The following is a 22,368-nucleotide window of genomic DNA, read 5'->3' on the forward strand; positions in this document are numbered from 1 at the left end:
GACGGGAGCCGGCGCCTTCGTGCTTCCCTGTGACTTCGTTACTGTTGACGACTTCGATGCTGGGGGCGTCATCCCAGACATGCTGCTACATGTACACCCGTTCAGCAGCACAGCCGCCCTGTCCCCGGCGCGTCCGGGGTCCGGTTTGAGATCGAACCCCGATCACTGGTAATCTCGCCTGTCGGTGCATAAGTGTGCGCCCACAGCTTTCTAGACCGTATCCAGCTTAAGACGACAGGATTTTACGCGTGGCCAACATCAAGTCCCAGGTGAAGCGGATCCGTACCAACGAGGCGGCCCGACTCCGTAACCAGTCGGTGAAGTCCTCGCTGCGCACGGCCATCCGCTCGTTCCGCGAGGCTGCGGCGGCCGGTGACAAGGACAAGGCCAACGAGCTCCTCGTCGCCACCAGCCGCAAGCTCGACAAGGCGGCCAGCAAGGGCGTCATTCACTCCAACCAGGCTGCCAACAAGAAGTCTGCTCTCGCGCAGGCTCTCAACAAGATCTGACGACACCTTCGTCGTAGCTCTCCAACAGCCGCTCGGTCCTCGGATCGAGCGGCTGTTGTCGTGCGCCGATCAGAGCTGCCGTAGCAGCGATACGCGTCCGACCGCGCTCTCGACGGCATAGTCCGCGTCCGCAGCGGCACCTTTCACGTCTGCGTTGAGGGCGGCGACGATACGCAACGCTTCACCGACGGACGCGGGAGTCCACCCTTTGGCGATAGCCTGCACCTTCTTGATCTTCCAGGGCGGCATGCCCAGCTCGGACGCCATCCGAAACGGATCCCCCCTGCCTGCGGGCGCCACGCGCGCAATCGAGTGCACCGCGTCGGCGAGCGCGTCCGCGAGCAGCACGTGCGGTACCCCACGCAGCATGGCCCATCGCAGCGCTTCCCTGGCACCCGCCGTGTCCCCGGCCACAGCCTTGTCCGCGACATCGAACCCGGTCACCTCGGCCTTGCCCGAGTAGTACCGCTGAACGGCAGCCACGTCGATCTTTCCGCCGGTGTCGGCGGTGAGCTGTGAGCAGGCGGCCGCAAGTTCCCGCAGATTCGAGCCCACACCCTCGAACACGGTCTGCACCACTTCCGGTGACACCCGGACGCCGAGCGTGCGGAACTCGCCGCGGATGAAGCCGATGATGTCACCGGATTTCAACTTGGCGCACGGGTGAGTGACCGCGCCGAGTTTCTCGAGTGAGCCGGTCATCGCCTTCGCACGCCCACCGCCGGAGTGCAGAACCACGAGTACGACACCGGGCGGCGGGTCTGCTGCGGCGTCGAGAATGAGCGCGACCGCATCCTTACCCGCCTCCGCGGCGGACTCGAGCACCACCACCCGGTCTTCCGCGAACAGGGACGGACTCAGCAGCTCGGCCAGTTCTGCAGCACCGGCATCACCGGCCCGCAGCCGGTTGACGGGCAGTTCAGCACCCGGCGCGACGGCCGCAGTGGCCCGGACCTGGGCGATCACGGTCGACACGGCGCGTTCGACGAGGAATTCCTCGTCACCGAGGACCAGATGAAGTTGTTCGAGCTGGGTTGGGGTGCTCACGCGACAATCGTGCCACGGGCGGCGGACACGAACGGTGACCCCCGGCGCCTACCGGACGGACGCGCCCTCAACTGGTCACCTCTCGCGTCAGGAATGCCAGCACGTCGGCCAGTGAGCCGCGCCGTTCGAACTCGGCGCGTTGCTGCTCTGCGCCCGTTCCGTCACGGAGCATCGAGTCGAGTCCGGCTTCGAGGAAGCCCAGATCCTCCGCGCCGAGGACGTCACTCACCGTGTCGTGCATCAACTCGAGTTGCCGCCGGATCGCCAGAGGCCGGGTCGAAACCGGACTCGTGCATTCCCCGTCGAGCCCTTCTCGGGCTGCCCGCCACTGCTCCGCACGTAAGAGTTCGATCCTCGGTGAGTCGACGGACACCCCGTCGTCGATATACCGCAACGCCCGCGCGACCAGCCCCTTCACCGCAACGGCATACACGGACGCGTGCGCTGCGGTCATGGCCACGTCCGCGATCCGAATCTCGATGGTCGGCTGCGCGTCGGACAGTCGAACGTGCCAATAGATCATGCCGCGGTCGAGAGCAGCGCCGCTGGCAATCATCGCGGTCACGGTGTCCTCGTACTCCTCGGCGGAGTCGAAACGCGGCGGCGGGCCTGCGGACGGCCAGCGCGACCACAGGATGTGACGCCAACTGTGGTAGCCGGTGTCCTGCCCGCTGTGGAAGGGCGAGTTCGCGGCCAGCGCCAGGACGACGGGCAGCCATCCTCGGATGTAGTTGCTCACCTGTACACCGATCTGACGGTTCGGTATCCCCACGTGAACATGGCAGCCGCACGTGGTGACCGAATCGACGATCGGCCCGAAACGACGAGCCATCTTCTGGTAGCGCGGTGTCGGCGTGATCGCAGCGGGACCTTCCTCGACCATCAGCGGGGTGCCACTGGGCAGGAGCAGGAGATCGCGGTCCGCGGCAACCTTCACCAGACTGCTGCGCAGAGTGCGCAATTGCTCGTGCACCTCTTCACCGGTGGAGCACACACCGGTCGCGGTTTCGATCTGGGGCCGGGACAGTTCGCGCTGCAGTCCCTGGATTTCCTCACCGGCTTCCGCCACCACATCGGGTCCCGCGTCGGAGAGATGCCCCGAGGAGTCGACCAGGAAAAACTCCTCCTCGACGCCGACGGTGAGGTTTCGAACCGATTCCCTTGCTGCAGCGCCCATCCGAGAGGTATCCCCCGATCGGTCGATACGAAACCGGAGCACCCGCTCACGTGAAGCCGATCACCTCTTCACCCCACGCACGGCGAAGATCCCGATCGGGGTCCGCCACCACCGCATCCGCCTTGCCGATCAACAGCGTGGCGCGGTCCGTCTCGTCGTACCGTGGCCAGGGCGTTTCGGTTTCCCCGCCGTCCGGGTTGCCCGCCGACGCGAAGGACAGCCACCGCCGCTGAATCCGATCGGATACGTGAGCGGCGGTCCGGCGGCCACCGAGCTTGAAGGTGGGGTCCCGGGGGACGACACCGAAGTTCCCGAACACATAGGGCACTTCCGTCCCGTGGGTCGCACCGATTCGCGCCGCCCGGAGAAAAGGCGTGGCGTAGTCGAACCGATACAACCACGTGGGTGCGACGCGACTGTGGGCCTCGGCGATCCACAAAGTGGGCATCCGGAAAGCAGCGTCCCGCGAGATCTCCATTGCGGACCGCCTCTTCGGGTAATCGAGGTATGCCGCCTCCACCTGCTGTTCCTCGTCCACCGGCAGGTCGGGGTGGTCCGCAGCGATCGCCACGAACATCTGGTGGACGGCGTCCGGGGTGATGGGCATGAGCGGAGACTTCATCAGCCGGAACATCGACGCCTCGTCCTTGTTGGTCCCGATCATCAGCGGCACCTTGTGCGCGAGGCCGTGACGGAACGCGGCCACCGGGTAGTGCGGTACCACGTCACCGTCCACGGTCGGCGCAACCGCCAGCGTGCCGGGGACGCGTGCAGGCATCTGCTGCACGAGTTCCACGCAGGCCGCAGTCAACACGTCGACGGGAAGATCGCGGAGACGTCCCACCTCGGCGGGAGCCAGGCCGACCAGTTCGAGGAACGCCTCCGCAATGGACGCCGCGCGCTCGCTGCCGTAGACCGAGGTTGCGGGCGAACTTTCGGCGATCGCCCGGTGGAAGAGTCCCTCGGCGGCGGGCGACGTCATCAGCGTGGTCACCGCGCCGCCCCCCGCGGACTCGCCGAACAGTGTGACATCGGCCGGGTCGCCACCGAACGCGGCGATGTTCGCTCGCACCCACTTCAGCGCCTCGATCTGATCGCGGAGACCGAGGTTCGTATCGAAAGGCTGCTCTGCCGTCGAGAACGACGAGAAGTCCAGGAAACCGAGAGCACCCAGTCGATAATTGATCGTGACCACCACGACGTCGCCGCGCTCCACCAGATGGCAGGCATCGAACATCCGCTGCGCCGAGGACCCGAGGTAGTAGGCACCACCATGAATCCACACCATGACGGGGCATGGTCGATTCTGCGGACGTTCGGGGGCCCAGACGTTCAGTGACAGGCAATCCTCGTCGAGCGTGAGGCCGGGGTCGATGGGCAGCGGCCCGTGCTCGTTCTGCGGTGCTATCGGCCCGAACGCCGAGCAGTCGCGCACGCCCTCCCACGACTCGGCGGCCCGTGGGGCGCGCAAGCGCAGGGCGCCGATCGGCGGAGCCGCATAGGGTATCCCCTTCCACACCAGTGCGCCGGCGAGGCGCACGCCTCGCGCGGTTCCCTGAGCGATGGTCACGAGTGGACTATCGGTGGACGACACCATGCCGCCATCTTCGCCGCCGACAAGGATTCGCGAGTCGGTTCCAGCAATTTCTTCCGGCCGGGGCCCGGCCCGACCCCTATCTGGCAGACTGGGCGTCAACACTGGGCTTGCCCGGATGTGGAGGACCCGATGCGGGACGACGAGCAGGAAGCGACTCGCTCACAGCCTGTCGACAAAGCGTCGGCATCGTTGGCCGGATTGGCCGAACTGGTGTACGCTGGCGCGGACTTTCGGGATGTCCAGCAAGCAGTCTGCGATGTCGCCCCCATTCTCGTCGACGGCTGTTCCCACGCCAGCCTGATGCTTCACGAGAAGGGTCGATTCGTCACCGCCGCGGCCAATGACACCGTCGCCGCCCGGGTGGACGAATTGGAGCGGAGCGAAAACGAAGGTCCGTGCGTCGATGCCATCCTCGAGGAGACACCGCAATTGGTACCGGACCTCACCGCCGCACACGAGTGGCCGCGGTTGGTGCGCCGGGTGCTCGCCGAGACCCCGGTTCGCGGTGCAGCCGGGTTCCGCCTCGTCGTCCGGCGTCGCAAGGTCGGCGCCCTCAACCTCTTCGCCGATACGCCCGGCGCGTTGACGGCAGCATCCGTCGAACAGGGGATCATGCTCGCATCGTTCGCCGCTGTAGCCCTCACCGCGGCGCATGAGCACCTCGAAGCGGAGACGTTACGGGCGGGGTTGACCAGCAATCGGGAGATAGGGAAGGCATTGGGCTTGATGATGGCGTTTCACAACATCACCGAAGACCAGGCGCTGGCGATCCTGCAGGCGACATCTCAGGAAATGAACGTCAAGATCTCGGCGCTGGCTGAGGAAATCATCGTTCACCACCACAAGAACCTGAGCTGATCGGCACCAGTTCAGCCCCCGACTTCACTCCAGCTCGGCGGCCTCCGGGTTCCCGGCAATGCCCAGCATGGACAGCAGCAACCGGCAATCGTCGGCGTCCAGCGATGATGCGGCGACGACGCGCTGCGCCCGGCGAACCTGACCCGCGTCGAGGACATCGTCCACATCGAGATCTGCCTGCTCAGCTTCCGACATACCTCTCACCTCCAATGCGGATGCACTTCAGGACCATTCGCCGCAGTATTTGTCACCGGATGGTAGTCGCAGTTGCCGCGCGGCATACACACATCGCGCATCGAATCCGCGATCGGTGCGGCCTACCGAAGTGCCCGTAACGGTTCGCTCAGTTCGTTCGAGAAGAATTCGAAGAATCCATCGACGTCGGGACCCGCGTTGATCAGCGCCAGACGATCGAACCCGGCGTCGACGAATTTACCCGCCACCTCCAGATGACGCTGCACGTCAGGACCACACGCCATTCCTTCCCGGACATCCTCCCGCCGTACCGTCGCCGTGGCCGCCTCGAAGTTGATCGGGTTCGGCAGCTCCGCCTGCACCTTCCATCCCGTCATACCGAAACGGAACTTGTCGTGCGCCGAGTTCACTGCCGACTCCACGTCCGGCGCCCACGCGAGCGGCACTTCACCGTACTTGGGCCCCGATCCGCCGGCGTCGGAGTACGCCCGCACCAGCTCGGCGTCGGGTTCGGTGGCGAACAACCCGTCCCCCAGTTCCGCGGCGAGGCGCGCGGCTTCCGCGCCCCCTGCCGCGACGGCAATCGTGGGCGGCACCTCGGGCAGGTCGTACACGCGGGCGTCGTCCAACGTCAGGTGCTTGCCCTCGTAGGAGTGGTAGCCACCCGACCACAGCAGTCGAATGATGTCGAGCGATTCGCGCAGCATCTCGTGCCGCACCCGCACCGACGGCCACCCACCGCCCACCACATGTTCGTTGAGACGCTCTCCCGAGCCCAGACCGAGTGTGAAACGCCCTTCGCTCAGCACTGCGGTGGTGGCGGCAGCCTGCGCGATGATTGCGGGGTGGTAGCGGACGAACGGGCAGGTGACACCCGTTGCCAAGCCGATGTTGCTGGTTCGGGCGGCGGCCGCGGCGAGCATCGACCACACGAATCCCGAGTGGCCGTGGCTGTAGAGCCAAGGATGGTAATGATCGCTCACCTCGACGAAGTCGAAACCCGCACGCTCGGCCTCCACCGCTTGGCGCACGATTTCCCGTGGATCGAACGTTTCGGCCATGAGCTTGAAACCGACCTGCATGAGGAATCCTCCTGTGTCGTCGAGTTCCAAGCAGGTTGCCCGCACGGCGGCGTACTCACACAGCGCCGGCGAGAGAGGACGGCCACACCGGTGCCCAGAGCAGCGCGAGACCGACCGCGGACCCGAACAGCAGCAGGCGGAATCGTCGGACGCGCAGCGCCACCCCGATCAAGACTGTGCAGGCGAGGACGGACACTGCGCCTACCGGCCCCGACGGGACCGGTATCGACGCCCCGGGGATCCGCGACCCGTGGTCGGCCACGGTGACGAGCCACCAGAGTGGCCACTGCGTCAGGCGTACCGTCACTTCCGCGACCGGCACCGAGACCGCTGACACGAGGGCGGTGACGGCGCCGAGCACCGTGACGATTCCGATGACAGGCGCGACCAAGAGATTGGCCCCCACCGACACCGCGCTGACGGTCCCCGTCATTGCGGCGACGATGGGCGCGGTCACCGCGAAAGCAGCCACTGCGACGGCCACCATTTCCGCTGCCGCGCGCGGCCATCGCCGCCCGACAAGAAGGTCCACCCAGACCGGCGCGACGACGATCAACGCCGCGGTGGCCGTGACGGACAGGACGAAACCGAAGTCCACAGCCAGCGCCGGAAAGCACATCAGCAACACGATGACACCCGCAGCGAGAGCCGGTACCGCCTGCTTCCGCCGACCGCTCACGAGAGCGAGCAACGCAACCGAGCCCATCGCCGCGGCACGCAGCACGCTGGGCGACGGCCTCGCCACCACGACGAAAGCGACCAGCGCGCCGGCCGCCAGAACGGCGCCGGACCGCGGGCCGAGTCCGAGCGCCCGGACCAGGAGCAACACCGCCCCCAGGAGGATGCTGACGTTCGCGCCGGACACCGCGGTCAGGTGTGTCAGTCCGGTTGTCGTGAAATCGTCCTTCACTTCGGCCGACAGCGACGACGTATCCCCCACCACCAGCCCAGGCAGCAGTCCGGCCTCGTCGGGCGGCAGAACGGCGGCCACGGCCGTGAACCGGGCGCGCAGGGCGCCCGCCCATCGCTGGTGAGGAGGTGCCGGCCCCACTTCCGAGGGTGGTCCGGACACCCGCACCGTGGCCAGAGTCAGGTCGCGGTGCATCGGCGGGCTCACCTGCCCTCGCAGGACCACCTCCTGTCCCGGCAGCAGACCGGACCACCCATCGGACGGGGCGAGAACGATGATCGACCCACTCGCGTGAACAGTCTCGGTGGCTTTGCGTATCTCGCGCAAGTGCGCGTCAACGCGGACCCGTCGACCGAAACTTGCGAGTTTCTGTGGGTCGTCGGCGATTTCGATCACCAACGTCACCCACGCGCCGTTCGACGCCAGGTTCACCATCGGGTGCGTCTCGGCGGCCTGTACCCGCACGGCGACGGCCGTGCTGCACACGCATCCGAACACAAGAAGCGCCAGTGCCGTCGTCCGATGCGCCGTCCACCGGGAGTCACCCGACCGGACACTCGCCGCGACCAGCGCAACAGCAACGAGAAACGCGCCACCCACCACCCACCACGCGGTTCGCGCACCCCACAGGATCCCGCCTCCGGTCGTTGCCCAGCAGGCCGCCGCGAAGGGAACAAGGCGGACGTCGAGCCGGTGCGACTCCCGCTCGGACCTCACACGGTGACCTGGGACCGTAGCTTCTCGAGGCGCACCGGCCCGATCCCGTCCACCTCGCCGAGTTGGGCCACGTCCGTGAACTTCCCATTGGTGGTGCGCCACGCGATGATGGCTGCCGCAGTCACCGGGCCGACCCCGGGCAAGGCATCGAGCTCGGTCTCCGTGGCCGTGTTCAGATCGACGAGCCCGCCCGTCGTTGCCTTCCCGTCCGCCGGTGCAGCTCCCGGAGTGGAGACGCCGCCCACCGCACTGGGCGCCGCTGCGGGCGCGGCCACCCCGACCACGATTTGGTCACCATCCGAAAGCCGTTGCGCCAGATTGAGAGCGAGGGTGTCGCCTCCGGTGCGCACCCCTCCCGCGGCGGTGAGTGCGTCGGCAACCCGAGAGCCAGGCAGCAGCCGCACGAGCCCGGGCGTGCTCACCAGACCGACCACACTCACCACGATTTCGTCCACCGGCGGCGGAAGCTGCGGCCGAGCCGCCTCGGCCGGCTCCGCGGAAGGGGTGGCCTCCGAACGGACGTGCGCAAGGGGAAGGGAGGGCACGGCCTGCGCCTCCGGCTGACCGCTGCGAACACTGATCACGGCGACTGTCGCCAGAATCAGCCCCACTATGACGAGGACGGCTGCGCCTGCGCGGCCGGGGTCGACGCGCGCACCCCACCAGCGTTCGGGAAGGGCGCGGGACCATCGCCCTTGCGCAGACCACGACGGCGCGTCTTCGGGTTCGGCGTCCTCGGCGTGCGCCAACCATCCCGGTGTGGAGGGGCCGGACGGGGCTACCGCACCCGGAGGAAGATGCGCGTCCTCTCCCGACGTGATGAACGCCAGACGGCTCCGTCCTCGCGAACGCTCTTCCCTGTTGCCCATGCAGAGAAGGTAGAACGTCGCGGCGGCCGATCAGCGAGGTTGTGGGCGAGAAAAATTGGCCTGTGGATCAGCTCGAGGTTGTGGATGAATCGGCGTCTGCATAACCCTCGGCGGGCTCCGGGCAGAGAACGACGCCGATAGCGCCTGCCCCCACGTGGGCCCCGATCACCGAACTGAATTCAGTGACGACGAGGTCGCTGACCTGCGGAATCCGTTCTTTCAGCCGCTGCGCCACCGACTCGGCCCGGTCGGGTGCATGCATGTGATGCACAGCCACCGAGGTTCTGTCCACCCCTGCCAGCTCGACGGCGGAATCGATCATCTTCGCCATCGCCTTGGTGGAGGTCCGGGTTTTCTCCTTCAGGACGAGTCGTCCATCCACGAGATGCAGCACCGGTTTCATCGCCAGCGCGGTGCCGAGCAACGCGGCCGCCGCGCCGATCCGCCCCCCGCGGCGCAACTGATCGAGCCGGTCCACGACAATCAGGCAACGGCTGCGACCCGCTACGTCGACAGCCCGCCGGTACACCGTCTCGAGGTCGGCACCGCTCTTCGCCAACCGTGCTGCTTCCAGCACCGGGTATCCCAAACCCATTCCAGCAGACTGGGAATCGACGATGCGCACGCGACCGTCGAACTCCTGTGCCGCCTGTCGTCCGGCCTCCCAGGTTCCCGACAACTGGCGGGAAATGTGCACGGCGACCACGCCGGCGCCCTCGCTCGCTTCCCACGCCGCCGCGTAGGCCTCGGACAGCTCGCCGGGGGAGGCACCCGCGGTGGTGACGCCGGCGAGGTCCTCCGGAATGACGTCGATTCCCTCGCGAAAGTCCTCGTCGCCGCTGAGAACATGAAGGGGCACGACCTGGATTGCTTGCTCCTCGACGACCTCGGGGACGAGCGAGGCCGACGAATCGGTGACAACGACAACGGGCATGGGACTACTCGGCCCCGCTCGACACCGCGTCCGCGGCAGTGATGTCTTCGCCCAGCGTCGGTGCCGCTCCGGTGGCACGAAGGGCGGTCAGCATGGCCGCCGCTACCTGGGTGTGACCGTCCCAGCCCCAGTGGATTCCGTCCGGATTGCCTCGGCCACCGAAGATGTCGGCTCGCACGGCCTCCGCGAGGTCGACGAGCGGAACGTTCTTGTCCTCCGCCCACGCCGTGATGGCCGCGACAGCACCCGGCCGGCCCGAGTGCACCTTGCCGTAGGCCTCACTGCGGTGGACGGACGGGAGAGTGCCGACGACGGGCAGTTCCGGTCGCATGTATTCGAGCGCCGCCCGGGAGCTTTCGAGGTACTCGACGCTCAACTTCGGGGGCAACGCGACCGGCCATCCGAGCGGAGACAGCCGCGGCTGCAACCATTGGTAGGCCGTACGCACAACCCGGCGCAGCGCGGGCGGGCGAATGTAGCGGAGCTGCTCCCGCAGTGCGGTGGGCAGCGGGGACGGGAGCGAATCCATTCCCCCGACGGCGAACACCACAGCGCCCGCCCGGGGGACGGCCGACCACACGCGGGGGTCCTGGGTCAGTGCCCACCAGACGTCACGACTGGTCCAACCGATCCGCGCAACAAGCTCCACGTCCCAGTTCAGCTCGCGCGCAACGATGTTGGGCCAGATTTCGGGATGATTGGACGGCAAGCCGCCCTTGGGTCCGTAGTAGGACAGCGAATCGGCGAGCACGAGAAGGACCGGCCGCTCTCCGGAACCGGCCTCCATGTCAGAGGACGTCACTTGCCACGCTCGCGGATGCGTTCCAGACGTCCAGGCGCCAGCTCGGCGAGTCGGAGTTTCCGTGCGCACTGAGCTGAACCCAGCTGGTGTTACCGAGACCACCGAGCACCGGCCAATGACTGACAGGAAGATCGAGAAGCGCCGCGGTAAGTGCAGCAATCAATCCGCCGTGGGCGACGAGGACGACGGGCTGTTCGGCCCAATCCTCGTACTTCTCGAGAAGCTCGGCCACCACCGGGGTGCTGCGGCGCGCGACATCGACACGGCTCTCTCCGCCGGGCGGTGCCCACGTCGCGTCGCTACGCCAGGCCGCGCGCGCACCCGGTGCCCGCGCGTCGACGTCGAGGTGAGTCAGCCCCTGCCACTCACCGAGATGGGTTTCCCGCAGGCGCTCGTCGATCTGTACCGGCAGTCCGGCGTTGTCGCCGATCTCCACCGCCGTGTCGTACGCACGCCGCAGGTCCGAGGACACGATAGAGATCGGTGAGCGACCGACGAGGACGGCGGCAGCGGCGCGGGCCTGCCTCCGGCCGAGTTCGGACAGGTCGGTGTCGAGCTGACCCTGCATGCGGTTTCCGGCGTTGTACTCGGTTTGGCCGTGCCTCAGCAGAATGAGCCGTCGCGGGGCGCGCGGAGCGTCCGTCACTGCTCGGATTCCTCACTGTTCGCGGAGCCGGGATCGGCACCGTTGGTCGCGGGGGCGTGCACGCCGATCCCGTCGACCGGGACGGTGGGGCAGTCCTTCCAGAGCCGGTCGAGTGCATAGAAGTTACGTTCCTCGTTGTGCTGCACATGGATGACGACGTCCACGAAGTCCAGCAACGCCCACCGACCCTCCCGGGTGCCTTCACGGCGCACCGGCTTGTGACCGGCCTCACGCAGACGTTCCTCGATGTTCTCGACTATCGCGTTCACCTGGCGCTCGTTGGGCGCCGACGCGATGACGAAGCAGTCGGTGATGACCAGCTGCTCGGAAACATCGAGCACCACCACATCGGAGGCCAGCTTCTCGTCGGCCGCCACTGCCGCGATGCGTGCCATCGCGATGGCTTCGGTCGTTGCGCTCACTCGATGTTCTCCAGTTCGTTGAAAAGTGCTAGCTCTTGGTCTTGCCGGGGGCCGGTTCGGACATCGTCGTCGCACCGTCCAGGCGCTCGGCGTCCGGCGGCCGATACAGGTTCCGCTTCGAGATGTACTGGACCACGCCGTCCGGCACCAAGTACCACACAGGCCGGTGCCGGCTGGCGCGCCGCCGACATTCCGTCGAGGAGATCGCCAGCGCCGGTATCTCGATCAACGTGACCGCGTCCTCCGGCAGCGCGTCGAGATGAGCGGCCAGATGTTCGGTATTGAGATCGAATCCCGGGCGCGACACTCCCACAAATTTCGCCAGTGAGAACAGTTCCTCCCAGTCCTGCCACGACAGAATACTCGCCAGGGCATCGGCACCGGTAATGAAGTACAGCTCGGCGTCGGGATGGAAGCTGCGGAGATCGCGCAGAGTGTCGACGGTGTAGGTGACCTTCCGGCGGTCGACGTCCACTCGGCTCACCGAGAACCGTGGGTTCGACGCAGTGGCGATGACCGTCATCAAGTACCGGTCTTCCGCGGGGCTGACCACTTTCCCCTGCTTCTGCCAGGGCCTGCCGGTGGGTACGAAGATCACCTCGTCGAGGCCGAACCGGTCGGCCACTTCACTGGCGGCCACCAGGTGACCGTGGTGAATGGGGTCGAAGGTGCCGCCCATGACCCCGAGACGGCGCCGACGTGCGCCCGTTGTTCCCTGTTCCACGAGTGCCGAGCTTACGTGGTCATACCGGGAGCAACCCGGCGACCACCGAGGCGAGCTGCTGCGCGGAGCGGCACTCGTGCATGCTGATGACCTCGTTGTACACCTTGGCGGCCGAATCCCCGGAACCCCACTGTCCGCGTGGCTCGGGGTTGAGCCAGTGCGCATGCTTGGCCACCGACACCAGACGCGCCAGCGCCTCCAGATTGGGGTCGCGATAGTTGTTGCGGCCGTCCCCGAGGACGAGCAGTGAGGTGCGTGAGGTAATGCTCGAGGTGAACCGCTCCGCGAACACACCGAATGCGTTGCCGTAGTCGGAGTGCCCGTCGTAGCTGACGAGCTCGGCCTCGCGGATCATCCGCGACATCGCGTTTCCGAGGTCCGCGCCGGTGTCGAAGAATCGGGTGACTTCGTCGGTGGTGTCGATGAAAGCGAACACCCGCACCCGCGAGAACTGCTCCCGCAGCGCATGGACGAGCAGCAATGTGAAGTGGCTGAACCCCGCCACCGAACCCGACACGTCGCACATCACCACCAGTTCCGGGCGGGCGCGTCTCGGCTTGCGCTGGACGAGATCGATGGGCACTCCCCCGGTGGACATCGACTTGCGCAGGGTCCGCCGGAGATCGATCGACCCGGCGCGATGACGACTGCGGCGCACCGCGAGCCGGCTGGCCAGCAGTCTGGCGAGCGGGGTGACGTTACGTTTGAGAGCGGTCAGCTCGGAGTCCGACGCGCGCAGGAAGTCCACTTCCTCGGCCAGCCGCGGCACGCCGTACGACGCCACCCGCTCCTTGCCCAGATTCTCGGCCGACCGCCGACGCGTCTCCTTCTCGACCATCTTGCGGAAGTCGGCGATCCGCTGCGCCGCGGTGCGTTTGGCCACCTCGGATTCGTAGCTTTCCGTCATTCGGGCTTCGCCGTCCTGCTGATTGCCCAGGAGTCCGTCGAGGATCTTCTTCAGCAGCGTCTCGGGCGCCACGTCCCGCAACGCCTGGTAGGCGGAGAACGACGGCCCGTTCGCCGACTGGTACTGCCCGAGTTCCTCGACCATCTGCGCGGTCAGGAGTTCGGTGAGTTCGAGCGCTTCGGGCGACCCGTCGGCGAGGAGCTCGACGATCAACTCACGCAGGGCGTCGTAATCGATGTCGCCCTTCTCGGTTCGCGGAAGCCTGGTGTCGACGGCCCCGCTCGACCGATTCCCGACGGCCGCGGGGAACCACAGATCGAAAAGAGCGTCGAAGGTGGAGCGGTGAGTGGGACGCCGTAGCAGGGCGCACGCCAGTCCCTCTCGGAGTGCCTCGCGGTCGAGGAGGTCGAGGACCGACATGACCTGCCCGGCATCGACGGTCTCCGAGGGGCCCACCATGATGCCGCGCCGCCGCAACGCCTCGACGAAGTCGACCAGATGACCGGGTAACCCGTGCGGCGCGGCGGGCCCCGATGTTGCCGACCGGGACGTGGGAGGACCACCTGCAGCCATGGGAACCCTCAGTTCAGTCGCAGTTCGGCAGCGGCGCGCTGCTGGTCGGATTGGTGCTTGAGGACCACGCCCAGGGTGGCCCGCACGGCGTCGTCGTCGAGAGTGTCCAACCCGAGCGCGAGGAGCGTGCGGCCCCAGTCGATCGTCTCGGCTACCGAGGGCAGTTTCTTCAACTGCATTCCGCGCAGCACCCGGATGGTCGCCACCAACTGCTCGGCGATCGCTTCCGGAAGCTCCGGGACGCGACTCGCCAGAATCTTGCGTTCGAGTTCGGCATCCGGGAAGTCGAGGTGGAGGAAGAGACAGCGACGCTTGAGCGCCTCGGACAACTCACGGGTGGCGTTGGACGTGAGGAGCACGAACGGCTTGCGGACGGCCGTGATCGTTCCCAACTCGGGAACCGTGACCGCGAAATCGCTGAGCACCTCGAGGAGCAGGCCCTCGATTTCGACGTCCGCCTTGTCGGTCTCGTCGATCAGCAGCACCGTCGGATCCTCGCGCCGGATCGCGGTCAGCAGCGGACGCGACAGCAGGAACTCCTCCGAGAAGACATCCGCCTTGGTGGAGTCCCAGCTGCTGTCGCTGCCGTGAAGATTCCCCGTTGCTGCGCTCGCCCCGGCCTGGATGCGCAGGATCTGCTTCGCGTGGTTCCACTCGTAGAGCGCGCGAGCCTCGTCGACGCCCTCATAGCACTGCAACCGCACCAGTTCGGCGTCGGTGGTCTGCGCGACGGCTCGGGCCAGCTCGGTCTTGCCGACACCCGCCGGTCCCTCGATGAGCAGGGGCTTACCGAGCCGGTCGGCGAGAAACACCGCGGTCGCGGTGCCCTTGTCTGCGAGGTAGCCGGTTTCGGCGAGCCGGGTGATCACGTCGTCGACGCTCGCGAACAACGGCGTCGTGGTGGGTAGTGCGCGATCCACGCTCGCTCCTTTCGATGGGCTTGCGGAAATTGGTGGTCGAACTGTGACGCTAGGCCGGACGCGTGTGCCCGTCCCCCCACACGATCCACTTCGTGGAGGTGAGTTCCGGCAGCCCCATCGGTCCGCGGGCGTGGAGCTTCTGGGTGGAGATCCCGATCTCGGCACCGAAACCGAACTGCTCGCCATCGGTGAAGGCGGTCGACGCGTTGACCATGACGGCGGCGGCATCGACGCGGGCGGTGAACTCGCGCGCGGCCGACAGGTCGGCGGTCACGATGGCCTCGGTGTGACCGGTTCCATATCGATCGATGTGCTCTACCGCGGCATCGAGATCGTCGACGACCTTCAGCGCCACATCGAGGGTGAGATATTCGTCCGACCAGTCCGTCTCGGTGGCGGGCACCATGCCGGGAAGATCTCCGTGGACGGTGACACTGTGTGTCTGCAGCGTCTGCAGGAGCTTCGGGACGGCGACGTCGGCGATGGCCGCGTCGACCAGAACCGTCTCCGCGGTATTACAGACGCTCGGCCGCCGCGTCTTCGAGTTGAGCAGGATTCGTTCGGCCATCTCCAGGTCCGCGGCGGCATGGATGTAGACGTGGCAGTTACCCACGCCCGTCTCGATGGTGGGGACGGAGGCGTCTCGCACGACGGCGCTGATCAGTCCGGCGCCGCCCCGAGGGATCACGACGTCGACCAAACCGCGCGCCTGGATGAGATGGGTGACACTCGAGCGGTCCTCGGTGGGCAGTAATTGCACCGCGTCTTCCGGCAGATCCTGCGCCGCCAGCGCGGCGCGCAACGCGACGACCAGCGCCGCATTCGACTTCGCCGCGGACGAGGATCCACGCAGAAGCGCAGCGTTGCCCGACTTCAGGGCCAGGCCGAACGCGTCCACGGTGACATTGGGACGGGCCTCGTACACCATGCCCACCACACCGAGCGGCACTCGGAGCTGTCGCAGTTCGAGCCCATTGGGCAGTGTGGATCCGCGCACCACTTCACCGATCGGGTCGGGCAGACCCGCTACTTGACGGAGTCCGGCGGCGATTCCCTCGATCCGAGCCTCGGTCAGCCGGAGCCGGTCGAGAAGGGATTCCTCGGTGCCGGACGCCCGGGCCGACTCGATGTCGGCCGCGTTGGCGGCAAGGACGTCAGCCGTAGCTGCCAGTACCGCATCGGCGGCGGCGTGCAGGACCGCGTCTTTCTGCGCGGTGGTGAGCAGAGCAAGGACCCGCGACGCGGTGCGGGCACGACGAGCCGCCGCGTGAACGGCCTCACGGGTGTCCACGGCACCGGTCGACGCGGTGGAGGTCACTGCAGTCATGAAGACAGCCTATATACCGGGGTCTGTGCAGCGCGGCGCGGGAACGACCGGGAATGATTTGGTCCCCCGCGCAGGTTGCGACTGGTCGAGACCATCAGAGGCAGGAGTGCTGTAGTGAGCGTGTTGTTCGAACCCATCACCTTCCGCGGAGTCACCGTCCCCAATCGGGTGTGGATGGCGCCGATGTGCCAGTACTCGGCCGACGTGACGGGCCGCGACGTGGGGGTTCCCAATGACTGGCACCGGACGCACCTCGTGACGCGCGCCATCGGCGGTGCCGGCCTGATCCTCACCGAGGCGACGGCCGTCAGCCCGGAGGGCCGCATCAGCCCCGCCGACCTCGGCATCTGGAACGACACCCAGGCCGAGGCCTTCGCGGAGATCAACGCACAGCTCGAGTACTTCGGCGCGGTCCCGGGCATCCAGCTCGGTCACTCCGGGCGCAAGGGCTCCGCACACGTCCCGTGGCGCGGGGGTGGGAGCCTCGACGGCGACGATCGGCTGTCCTGGCAGACGGTGGCGCCGAGCGCGATCGGTTTCCGCGACCACACCCCGCCGGCCGCGGCGACGACCGACGACATCCGGAAGGTGGTCGCCGATTTCGCCGCCGCCGCCGAGCGGGCGTCGCGGGCCGGTTTCAAGGTGGTGGAAATCCATGCGGCACACGGATATCTGCTGCACCAGTTCCTCTCACCGGTCAGCAATCACCGCACCGACGAGTACGGCGGCAGCTTCGCGGGCCGCATTCGCCTCCTACTCGAAGTCGTCGACACGGTACGCGGGGTCTGGCCCGCCGAGTTGCCCGTCTTCGTCCGGGTCTCGGCAACCGACTGGCTCTCGGAGGAGCCCGGCCTCGACGCGGACAGCTGGACGCCGGATCAGACCGTTTCCCTCGTGCAGGCCCTCGCGGACCTCGGCGTCGACCTCGTCGACGTCTCCAGCGGTGGCGTCGCGTCCGCCCGGATCCCGGTCGGGCCCGGCTACCAGGTCCCGTTCGCCCGTCGCATCCAGAACGAGACCACGGTCCCGGCCGCCGCCGTCGGGCTCATCACCGAGCCGGAGCAGGCCGAGCGGATCGTGGAGTCGGGAGAAGCCGTCGCCGTGCTCCTCGGGCGCGAACTGCTCCGCGACCCGTATTGGCCGCGAAAAGCCGCACGGGCATTGAATGCGCAGGTGACGCCGCAGATTCCGGCGCAGTACGCCCGGGCGTACTGAGGCTCGGGCCGACAAGCCCCCGTGTCCTTTGCTACGGTAATCGCTCTTACAGCTGGTAGTCCCGCACCCCGGACGGTGGGGCGGGACCAGCCACGAGCCAGAGCCGATCGGCGGGGGCCGCATCGCGCCGAAGGGTCCGTGGCCAGGAGACCCGACCAGCACTTCACCCGGCGGGCGACGAAAAGATGCGTGCATCAGGTACGTGCCCCGCGTGGGTGATACCGGCGCTGGGGAGCGCACGACTCATGAATGCACCAGATCACTCCATCACCGCGGACGAGGTGGCGCAGTCACCCGACGTCACCGTCATCGACGAGGCCTCGGTCTCGCGGGCCGTCAAAGCGACCATGCTCGGCAACGCCATGGAATGGTTCGACTTCGGCGTCTACGCCTACCTCGCGACCACCATCGGCCAGGTGTTCTTTCCCGAGGCCAGCGGCACGGCGCAGCTACTGTCGACGTTCGCAATCTTCGCCGCAGCCTTCATCGTCCGGCCGCTCGGCGGTTTCTTCTTCGGCCCGCTCGGCGACCGCATCGGCCGCAAGAAGGTGCTTGCCACCACCATCATCCTCATGGCGGGAAGCACTTTCGCGATCGGCGTGATCCCGAGCTACGAATCGATCGGCATCCTGGCACCGATCCTTCTCGTACTCTTTCGCCTCGTACAGGGATTTTCGACCGGCGGCGAATATGGTGGCGCCAGTACGTTCGTCGCCGAGTACGCGCCAGACAAGCGTCGCGGCTTCTTCGCGAGTTTCCTCGAATTCGGCACTTTGGCCGGGTATGTCGCGGCGGCGGGGCTCGTCACCGTCATCAGCAGCGCTGTCAGTGCCGACGCTCTGGTCGACTGGGCATGGCGAATCCCGTTCCTGCTCGCCGGTCCCCTGGGACTCATCGGCCTCTACCTGCGCCTGCGGCTGGAAGAGACACCGGCCTTCCAGCAGCAACAGCAGGCTGAGGAACGTTCTCTCGCAGAAGAATCCACCGGCCGAAAGCTGCGCGAGACACTGGTCGACAATTGGCGGCCCCTCGTACTGTGTGTCATCCTCGTCGCCGCCTACAACATCGCGCACTACGGCCTGCTCAGTTACATGCCGACGTACCTGTCGAACACTCTCGGCTACGACGAGTCGCACGGCCTCGTGCTCATGATCATCGTGATGCTCATCATGATGGTGTGCATCAGCTTCGTCGGAAAGCTGTCCGACCGGGTGGGTCGTAAACCGTTGCTGCTGACCGGTTTCGTCGGATTTTTCGCGCTGTCGCTGCCCGCGTACCTGCTGATCGGTGTCGGGCACTACTTCACCGTCTTCGTCGGCCTCGCGATGCTGGGCGGACTGCTACTGCTATTCGTCGGCGTCTTCCCTTCGGTCCTTCCTGCGCTCTTCCCGACGGGAATCCGCTACGGCGGCCTCGCGATCGGATACAACCTCGCCGTCTCGATCTTCGGTGGTACCACGCCTCTGGTGCTGACCGCCCTGCAGGACGCGACCGGCAGCGATCTCGTTGCTCCGATGTACATGATGGTGGCCGCAGTGATCGGGGCCATCGCGGTCCTCCTCATCGCCGAGACCGCCCGCAAGCCGCTCGAGGGATCGCCGCCTGCCGTCGCCACGGAGGCGGAAGCTCGTCGTGTCCTGGGCCGGTTGCGGCGGACGAAGGCCGGCGAGTCACCGAGGTCCGAGCACGAGGCGGACGCCGTCGACGCGGGATAGTCTTTCCATCATGTCCGCTCCCAGGATCGCCGTGGTCGGCAGCGTCAATATGGATCTGCTGACGGCGACCGAACGATTACCCGCCCCCGGCGAGACCATCCTGGGTCGCGCCTTCGCCGCTACCCCTGGTGGCAAAGGCGCGAACCAGGCCATCGCCGCGGCGCGGGCAGGGGGACGGGTCACGTTCATCGGCGCCGTCGGATCCGATACGTTCGCCCTCGAATTGCGCCAAACCCTCGTGGAGGCCGAAGTTGACACCACCCACCTGCGCGAGGTCGACGGGCCGAGTGGAATCGCGACCATCACCGTCGACGCCGCCGGACAGAACAGCATCGTGGTGGTCCCGGGCGCCAACAGCACGCTGACCGCACTCGAACCGGCAGATCTCGAGGCCATCGCTGCCGCCGACGTGCTCCTCTGCCAACTCGAGATACCGGTCGCGACCGTGCTCGTCGCAGCCACGCACGCGGCCGAACACGACACGGTGGTGATGCTCAATCCCTCACCTGCTCAGCCGCTTCCGCGAGAACTCGTAACACTCGTCGATGTGCTGGTGGTCAACGAGACAGAAGCCGCGCAACTCGGGCCCGACGTGATTTCCGCCGTCCCCCATCTGGTGACCACGCTCGGCGGATCCGGCGCCGAGTACACGAACCCGGGTGGCGCCGCCGTACATGCCGACGCCCCCTCGGTCGAGGTAGTCGACACGACGGGTGCCGGTGACGCGTTCGCAGGCGCCCTGGCGGTGTCGTGGATGCGCGGCCCCGAGGCCGCACTGCCGTTCGCCACCGCAGCGGGCGCACTCGCGACCACCCGGCGAGGAGCCTCGACATCCTCCCCCACCCGTACCGCCATCGAGACCGCTCTGCACCGCTGAGCAGGCCGTTCCCCTCTCCGCAGGTGGAGTGTCACAGCAGTCGTGCACCATGGGGTCATGACCACCGCCACCACGCCCGCACTCCGCGACGAGGCCGAACGCCTGCTCCGAGAGCTGGCAGGACCCGAAGCGCGGCTGCGGGACGACCAGTGGACTGCCATCGAGGCGCTCGTCGTGGGCCGACGACGCGCGCTCGTCGTCCAGCGGACCGGGTGGGGTAAATCAGCTGTCTACTTCATCGCGGCCAAGCTGTTGAGGGCCGACGGGCACGGGCCGACCGTCATCGTGTCGCCGCTGCTCGCCCTCATGCGGAATCAGGTGGCGTCGGCAGAACGGGCGGGAGTCCGGGCCGCCACGATCAACTCGGGCAACGTCACGGAGTGGGACGAAATTCACGCCCGTGTCGCGGCACACGAGCTGGATGTCGTGTTGGTCAGCCCGGAACGCCTGAACAACCCCGACTTCCGCGACCAGGTTCTTCCTTCTCTCGCCGCCGACGCCGGCCTGGTCGTCGTCGACGAAGCCCATTGCGTCTCGGACTGGGGCCACGACTTCCGCCCGGACTATCGGCGCATCCGCACGCTGATCGGCGAGCTCGGGCAGGGTATTCCCGTGCTCGCGACCACGGCCACCGCAAACGACCGCGTGGTCACCGATGTCTCGACCCAGCTCGGGGTCGGCGGCGGCGAAACGCTGGTGTTGCGCGGCGGGCTCGAACGCGAATCGCTACATCTGTCGGTGGTGCAGATTCCTGAGGCCACGGCCCGCGCCGCGTGGCTCGCCCAGAAGCTCGACAGCCTGCCCGGGTCGGGGATCATCTATGCGTTGACGGTGTCGGCGGCGCGAGATCTGGCGAGCTTGCTCACCGAGCAGGGGCACACCGTCGCCGCCTATACGGGACAAACCGATGCCGGCGAACGGGAAGGCCTCGAGCAGGATCTACTCGGCAACCGCGTGAAAGCCCTGGTGGCTACGTCGGCGCTCGGCATGGGCTTCGACAAGCCCGACCTCGGGTTCGTGGTGCACCTCGGTGCGCCGTCGTCACCGATCTCGTACTACCAGCAGGTGGGCCGTGCGGGGCGTTCCACGGATCGCGCCGAAGTAATCTTGCTCCCCGGCTCGGAAGACCGGCAGATCTGGAGCTATTTCGCATCGGTGGCGTTTCCCCGTGAGCACATGGTGCGGCGGGTGATCGAGGTTCTCGACCCCGACCGGCCGCAGTCCACGCAGGCCCTGGAGCCGCTGGTGGAACTGGGGCGAACGCGGCTCGAGATGGTGTTGAAGGTTCTCGATGTGGACGGTGCGGTTCGCCGTGTCCGTGGGGGCTGGGTGGGAACCGGGCAGCCATGGACCTACGACGCCGAACGCTACGAACGTCTCGAACGGGCCCGCGAGTCCGAGCAGCAGGCCATGCTCGACTATCAACGCATCACCACGTGCCGGATGGCGTTCCTGAGGGAGCAGCTCGACGACCCAGGACTGGTGGCGGGGGCGTCCGACTGCGGCCGGTGCGACAACTGCACCGGCGAGAACTACGACACCGCTGTGGATGCAGACGCCGTGGCTCAGACCCGATCGCGGCTGGAGAGGCCGGGCATCGACCTCGCGCCTCGAAAGCAGTGGCCTTCGGGGCTCAACAAGCTCGGTGTCGCGCTGTCGGGGAAAATTACGGACGGTCCGGAACCGGGTCGTGTCCTCGGCCGATTGTCCGACCTCGGCTGGGGACAACGACTGCGCACTCTGATGGACGGACCGGACGGTCCGGCACCGGAGAACGTCCTGCAGGCCTGCATCGCCGTGCTGGCATCGTGGGACTGGACGCAGCGGCCCACCGCCGTCATGGCCGTCGAATCGACCACCTATCCCCTTCTCGCTGCCTCCTTGGCGGAGCGGCTCGCCCAGATCGGCCGGCTCGAGCATCTGGGAGTCCTGAGGCAACGACCCGGCCATCCGCCGGTCTCTGCCGCCAACTCCGCCTACCGGGTGGCCGGTCTGGCAGACGCGTGGGAAACCCCTCAACTTTCGGGTTCCACGGGGCCTGTTCTCCTCGTCGACACCCTCACCGACACCGGCTGGACCCTGACGATGGCTGCCCGCACGCTGCGGGCGGCGGGCGCCACCTCGGTGCTGCCTTTCGCCCTGGCAGCCGTGAAGTGACTCCACAGGGGCCGTCGGGTGCCCTCAGATCTCGAAATGGACAAGTGTGTCGCTTGCGGATCGTCGAAAAGTTACATAACGTGATCAGCGTCACATTGCCCGTCTCACCTGCGAAGGCTCCGTGCCCGGACGGGCCAATTTCGCGACGCACGTGAAATCGGCATAGATGGTTGTTAGGTTGGTTTTTC

21 protein-coding genes are annotated in these 22,368 nt (G+C 67.1%); 6 read left to right on the forward strand and 15 right to left on the reverse strand.

Going from position 1 to position 22,368, the window contains the following annotated elements; translation table 11 throughout:
- Positions 1-248: 248 nt before the first annotated feature.
- Complete coding sequence (rpsT, locus tag JQT59_RS26090; protein ID WP_213572545.1) at positions 249-509, forward strand: 30S ribosomal protein S20; 261 nt, start codon at positions 249-251, stop codon at positions 507-509.
- A 69-nt stretch (positions 510-578) separates the two neighbouring features.
- On the opposite strand, the gene holA is transcribed toward rpsT, so the two are convergent.
- The 3 genes from holA to JQT59_RS26105 all read right to left on the reverse strand — a co-directional run bounded on the left by holA (position 579) and on the right by JQT59_RS26105 (position 4,330).
- Entirely contained in the window at positions 579-1,556 is a 978-nt protein-coding gene (holA, locus tag JQT59_RS26095) for a DNA polymerase III subunit delta (protein WP_213572546.1), read from the reverse strand.
- A gap of 67 nt (positions 1,557-1,623) precedes the next feature.
- A complete protein-coding gene (locus JQT59_RS26100; protein WP_213572547.1) occupies positions 1,624-2,733 on the reverse strand; it encodes a carboxylate-amine ligase in 1,110 nt (369 codons plus the stop codon).
- Positions 2,734-2,779: 46 nt separating this feature from the next.
- Positions 2,780-4,330, reverse strand: coding sequence for a carboxylesterase/lipase family protein (locus JQT59_RS26105; RefSeq protein ID WP_213572548.1), 1,551 nt, complete (start codon positions 4,328-4,330; stop codon positions 2,780-2,782).
- 129 nt (positions 4,331-4,459) lie between these two features.
- Here JQT59_RS26105 and JQT59_RS26110 point away from each other — a divergent pair, with 129 nt between their 5' ends.
- On the forward strand, positions 4,460-5,188 hold the full coding sequence (locus tag JQT59_RS26110; RefSeq protein ID WP_213572549.1) for a GAF and ANTAR domain-containing protein: 729 nt from the start codon (positions 4,460-4,462) through the stop codon (positions 5,186-5,188).
- A gap of 24 nt (positions 5,189-5,212) precedes the next feature.
- On the opposite strand, the gene JQT59_RS26115 is transcribed toward JQT59_RS26110, so the two are convergent.
- The 12 genes from JQT59_RS26115 to JQT59_RS26170 all read right to left on the reverse strand — a co-directional run bounded on the left by JQT59_RS26115 (position 5,213) and on the right by JQT59_RS26170 (position 16,216).
- A complete protein-coding gene (locus JQT59_RS26115; protein WP_204164911.1) occupies positions 5,213-5,383 on the reverse strand; it encodes a hypothetical protein in 171 nt (56 codons plus the stop codon).
- 122 nt (positions 5,384-5,505) lie between these two features.
- The gene (locus JQT59_RS26120; RefSeq protein WP_213572550.1) at positions 5,506-6,465 is read right to left on the reverse strand and encodes a TIGR03557 family F420-dependent LLM class oxidoreductase; all 960 of its coding nucleotides are present in this window, start codon (positions 6,463-6,465) and stop codon (positions 5,506-5,508) included.
- Between the two features lie 55 nt (positions 6,466-6,520).
- Positions 6,521-8,092 carry a ComEC/Rec2 family competence protein gene (locus JQT59_RS26125; RefSeq protein WP_213572551.1) on the reverse strand — a complete coding sequence of 524 codons (1,572 nt, stop codon included), beginning with the start codon at positions 8,090-8,092 and terminating at the stop codon, positions 6,521-6,523.
- Positions 8,089-8,961, reverse strand: coding sequence for a ComEA family DNA-binding protein (locus JQT59_RS26130; protein ID WP_213572552.1), 873 nt, complete (start codon positions 8,959-8,961; stop codon positions 8,089-8,091). The genes JQT59_RS26125 and JQT59_RS26130 overlap by 4 nt, the downstream gene beginning before the upstream one ends.
- Before the next feature lie 67 nt (positions 8,962-9,028).
- Positions 9,029-9,895 carry a DegV family protein gene (locus tag JQT59_RS26135; protein ID WP_213572553.1) on the reverse strand — a complete coding sequence of 289 codons (867 nt, stop codon included), beginning with the start codon at positions 9,893-9,895 and terminating at the stop codon, positions 9,029-9,031.
- Positions 9,896-9,899: 4 nt separating this feature from the next.
- A complete protein-coding gene (gene octT, locus JQT59_RS26140) occupies positions 9,900-10,697 on the reverse strand; it encodes a diglucosylglycerate octanoyltransferase (protein ID WP_213572554.1) in 798 nt (265 codons plus the stop codon).
- Entirely contained in the window at positions 10,684-11,343 is a 660-nt protein-coding gene (locus JQT59_RS26145) for a histidine phosphatase family protein (protein ID WP_109328949.1), read from the reverse strand. Before JQT59_RS26145 ends, octT begins: the two co-directional genes overlap by 14 nt.
- A complete protein-coding gene (gene rsfS, locus JQT59_RS26150) occupies positions 11,340-11,765 on the reverse strand; it encodes a ribosome silencing factor (protein WP_213572555.1) in 426 nt (141 codons plus the stop codon). The genes JQT59_RS26145 and rsfS overlap by 4 nt, the downstream gene beginning before the upstream one ends.
- Positions 11,766-11,793: 28 nt before the next feature.
- Positions 11,794-12,489 (reverse strand): nicotinate-nucleotide adenylyltransferase, encoded by a 696-nt coding sequence (gene nadD, locus JQT59_RS26155; RefSeq protein ID WP_109328945.1) that lies wholly within the window; start codon positions 12,487-12,489, stop codon positions 11,794-11,796.
- Positions 12,490-12,508: 19 nt separating this feature from the next.
- A complete protein-coding gene (locus JQT59_RS26160; RefSeq protein WP_213572556.1) occupies positions 12,509-13,969 on the reverse strand; it encodes a vWA domain-containing protein in 1,461 nt (486 codons plus the stop codon).
- Positions 13,970-13,977: 8 nt separating this feature from the next.
- The gene (locus tag JQT59_RS26165; RefSeq protein WP_213572557.1) at positions 13,978-14,889 is read right to left on the reverse strand and encodes an AAA family ATPase; all 912 of its coding nucleotides are present in this window, start codon (positions 14,887-14,889) and stop codon (positions 13,978-13,980) included.
- Positions 14,890-14,938: 49 nt separating this feature from the next.
- The gene (locus JQT59_RS26170) at positions 14,939-16,216 is read right to left on the reverse strand and encodes a glutamate-5-semialdehyde dehydrogenase (protein WP_213572558.1); all 1,278 of its coding nucleotides are present in this window, start codon (positions 16,214-16,216) and stop codon (positions 14,939-14,941) included.
- Positions 16,217-16,330: 114 nt separating this feature from the next.
- Here JQT59_RS26170 and JQT59_RS26175 point away from each other — a divergent pair, with 114 nt between their 5' ends.
- From JQT59_RS26175 to JQT59_RS26190, 4 genes are all read left to right on the forward strand, one after another.
- Positions 16,331-17,431 (forward strand): NADH:flavin oxidoreductase/NADH oxidase, encoded by a 1,101-nt coding sequence (locus JQT59_RS26175; RefSeq protein WP_213572559.1) that lies wholly within the window; start codon positions 16,331-16,333, stop codon positions 17,429-17,431.
- A 245-nt stretch (positions 17,432-17,676) separates the two neighbouring features.
- The gene (locus tag JQT59_RS26180) at positions 17,677-19,146 is read left to right on the forward strand and encodes an MFS transporter (RefSeq protein ID WP_213572560.1); all 1,470 of its coding nucleotides are present in this window, start codon (positions 17,677-17,679) and stop codon (positions 19,144-19,146) included.
- A 10-nt stretch (positions 19,147-19,156) separates the two neighbouring features.
- Positions 19,157-20,023, forward strand: coding sequence for a ribokinase (locus JQT59_RS26185; protein WP_213572561.1), 867 nt, complete (start codon positions 19,157-19,159; stop codon positions 20,021-20,023).
- A gap of 57 nt (positions 20,024-20,080) precedes the next feature.
- Positions 20,081-22,180, forward strand: coding sequence for a RecQ family ATP-dependent DNA helicase (locus JQT59_RS26190; protein WP_213572562.1), 2,100 nt, complete (start codon positions 20,081-20,083; stop codon positions 22,178-22,180).
- The last annotated feature ends 188 nt before the right edge of the window (positions 22,181-22,368 follow it).

It is taken from the genome of Rhodococcus sp. USK13, from assembly GCF_018343855.1.
Taxonomy (GTDB): domain Bacteria; phylum Actinomycetota; class Actinomycetes; order Mycobacteriales; family Mycobacteriaceae; genus Rhodococcus_F; species Rhodococcus_F oxybenzonivorans.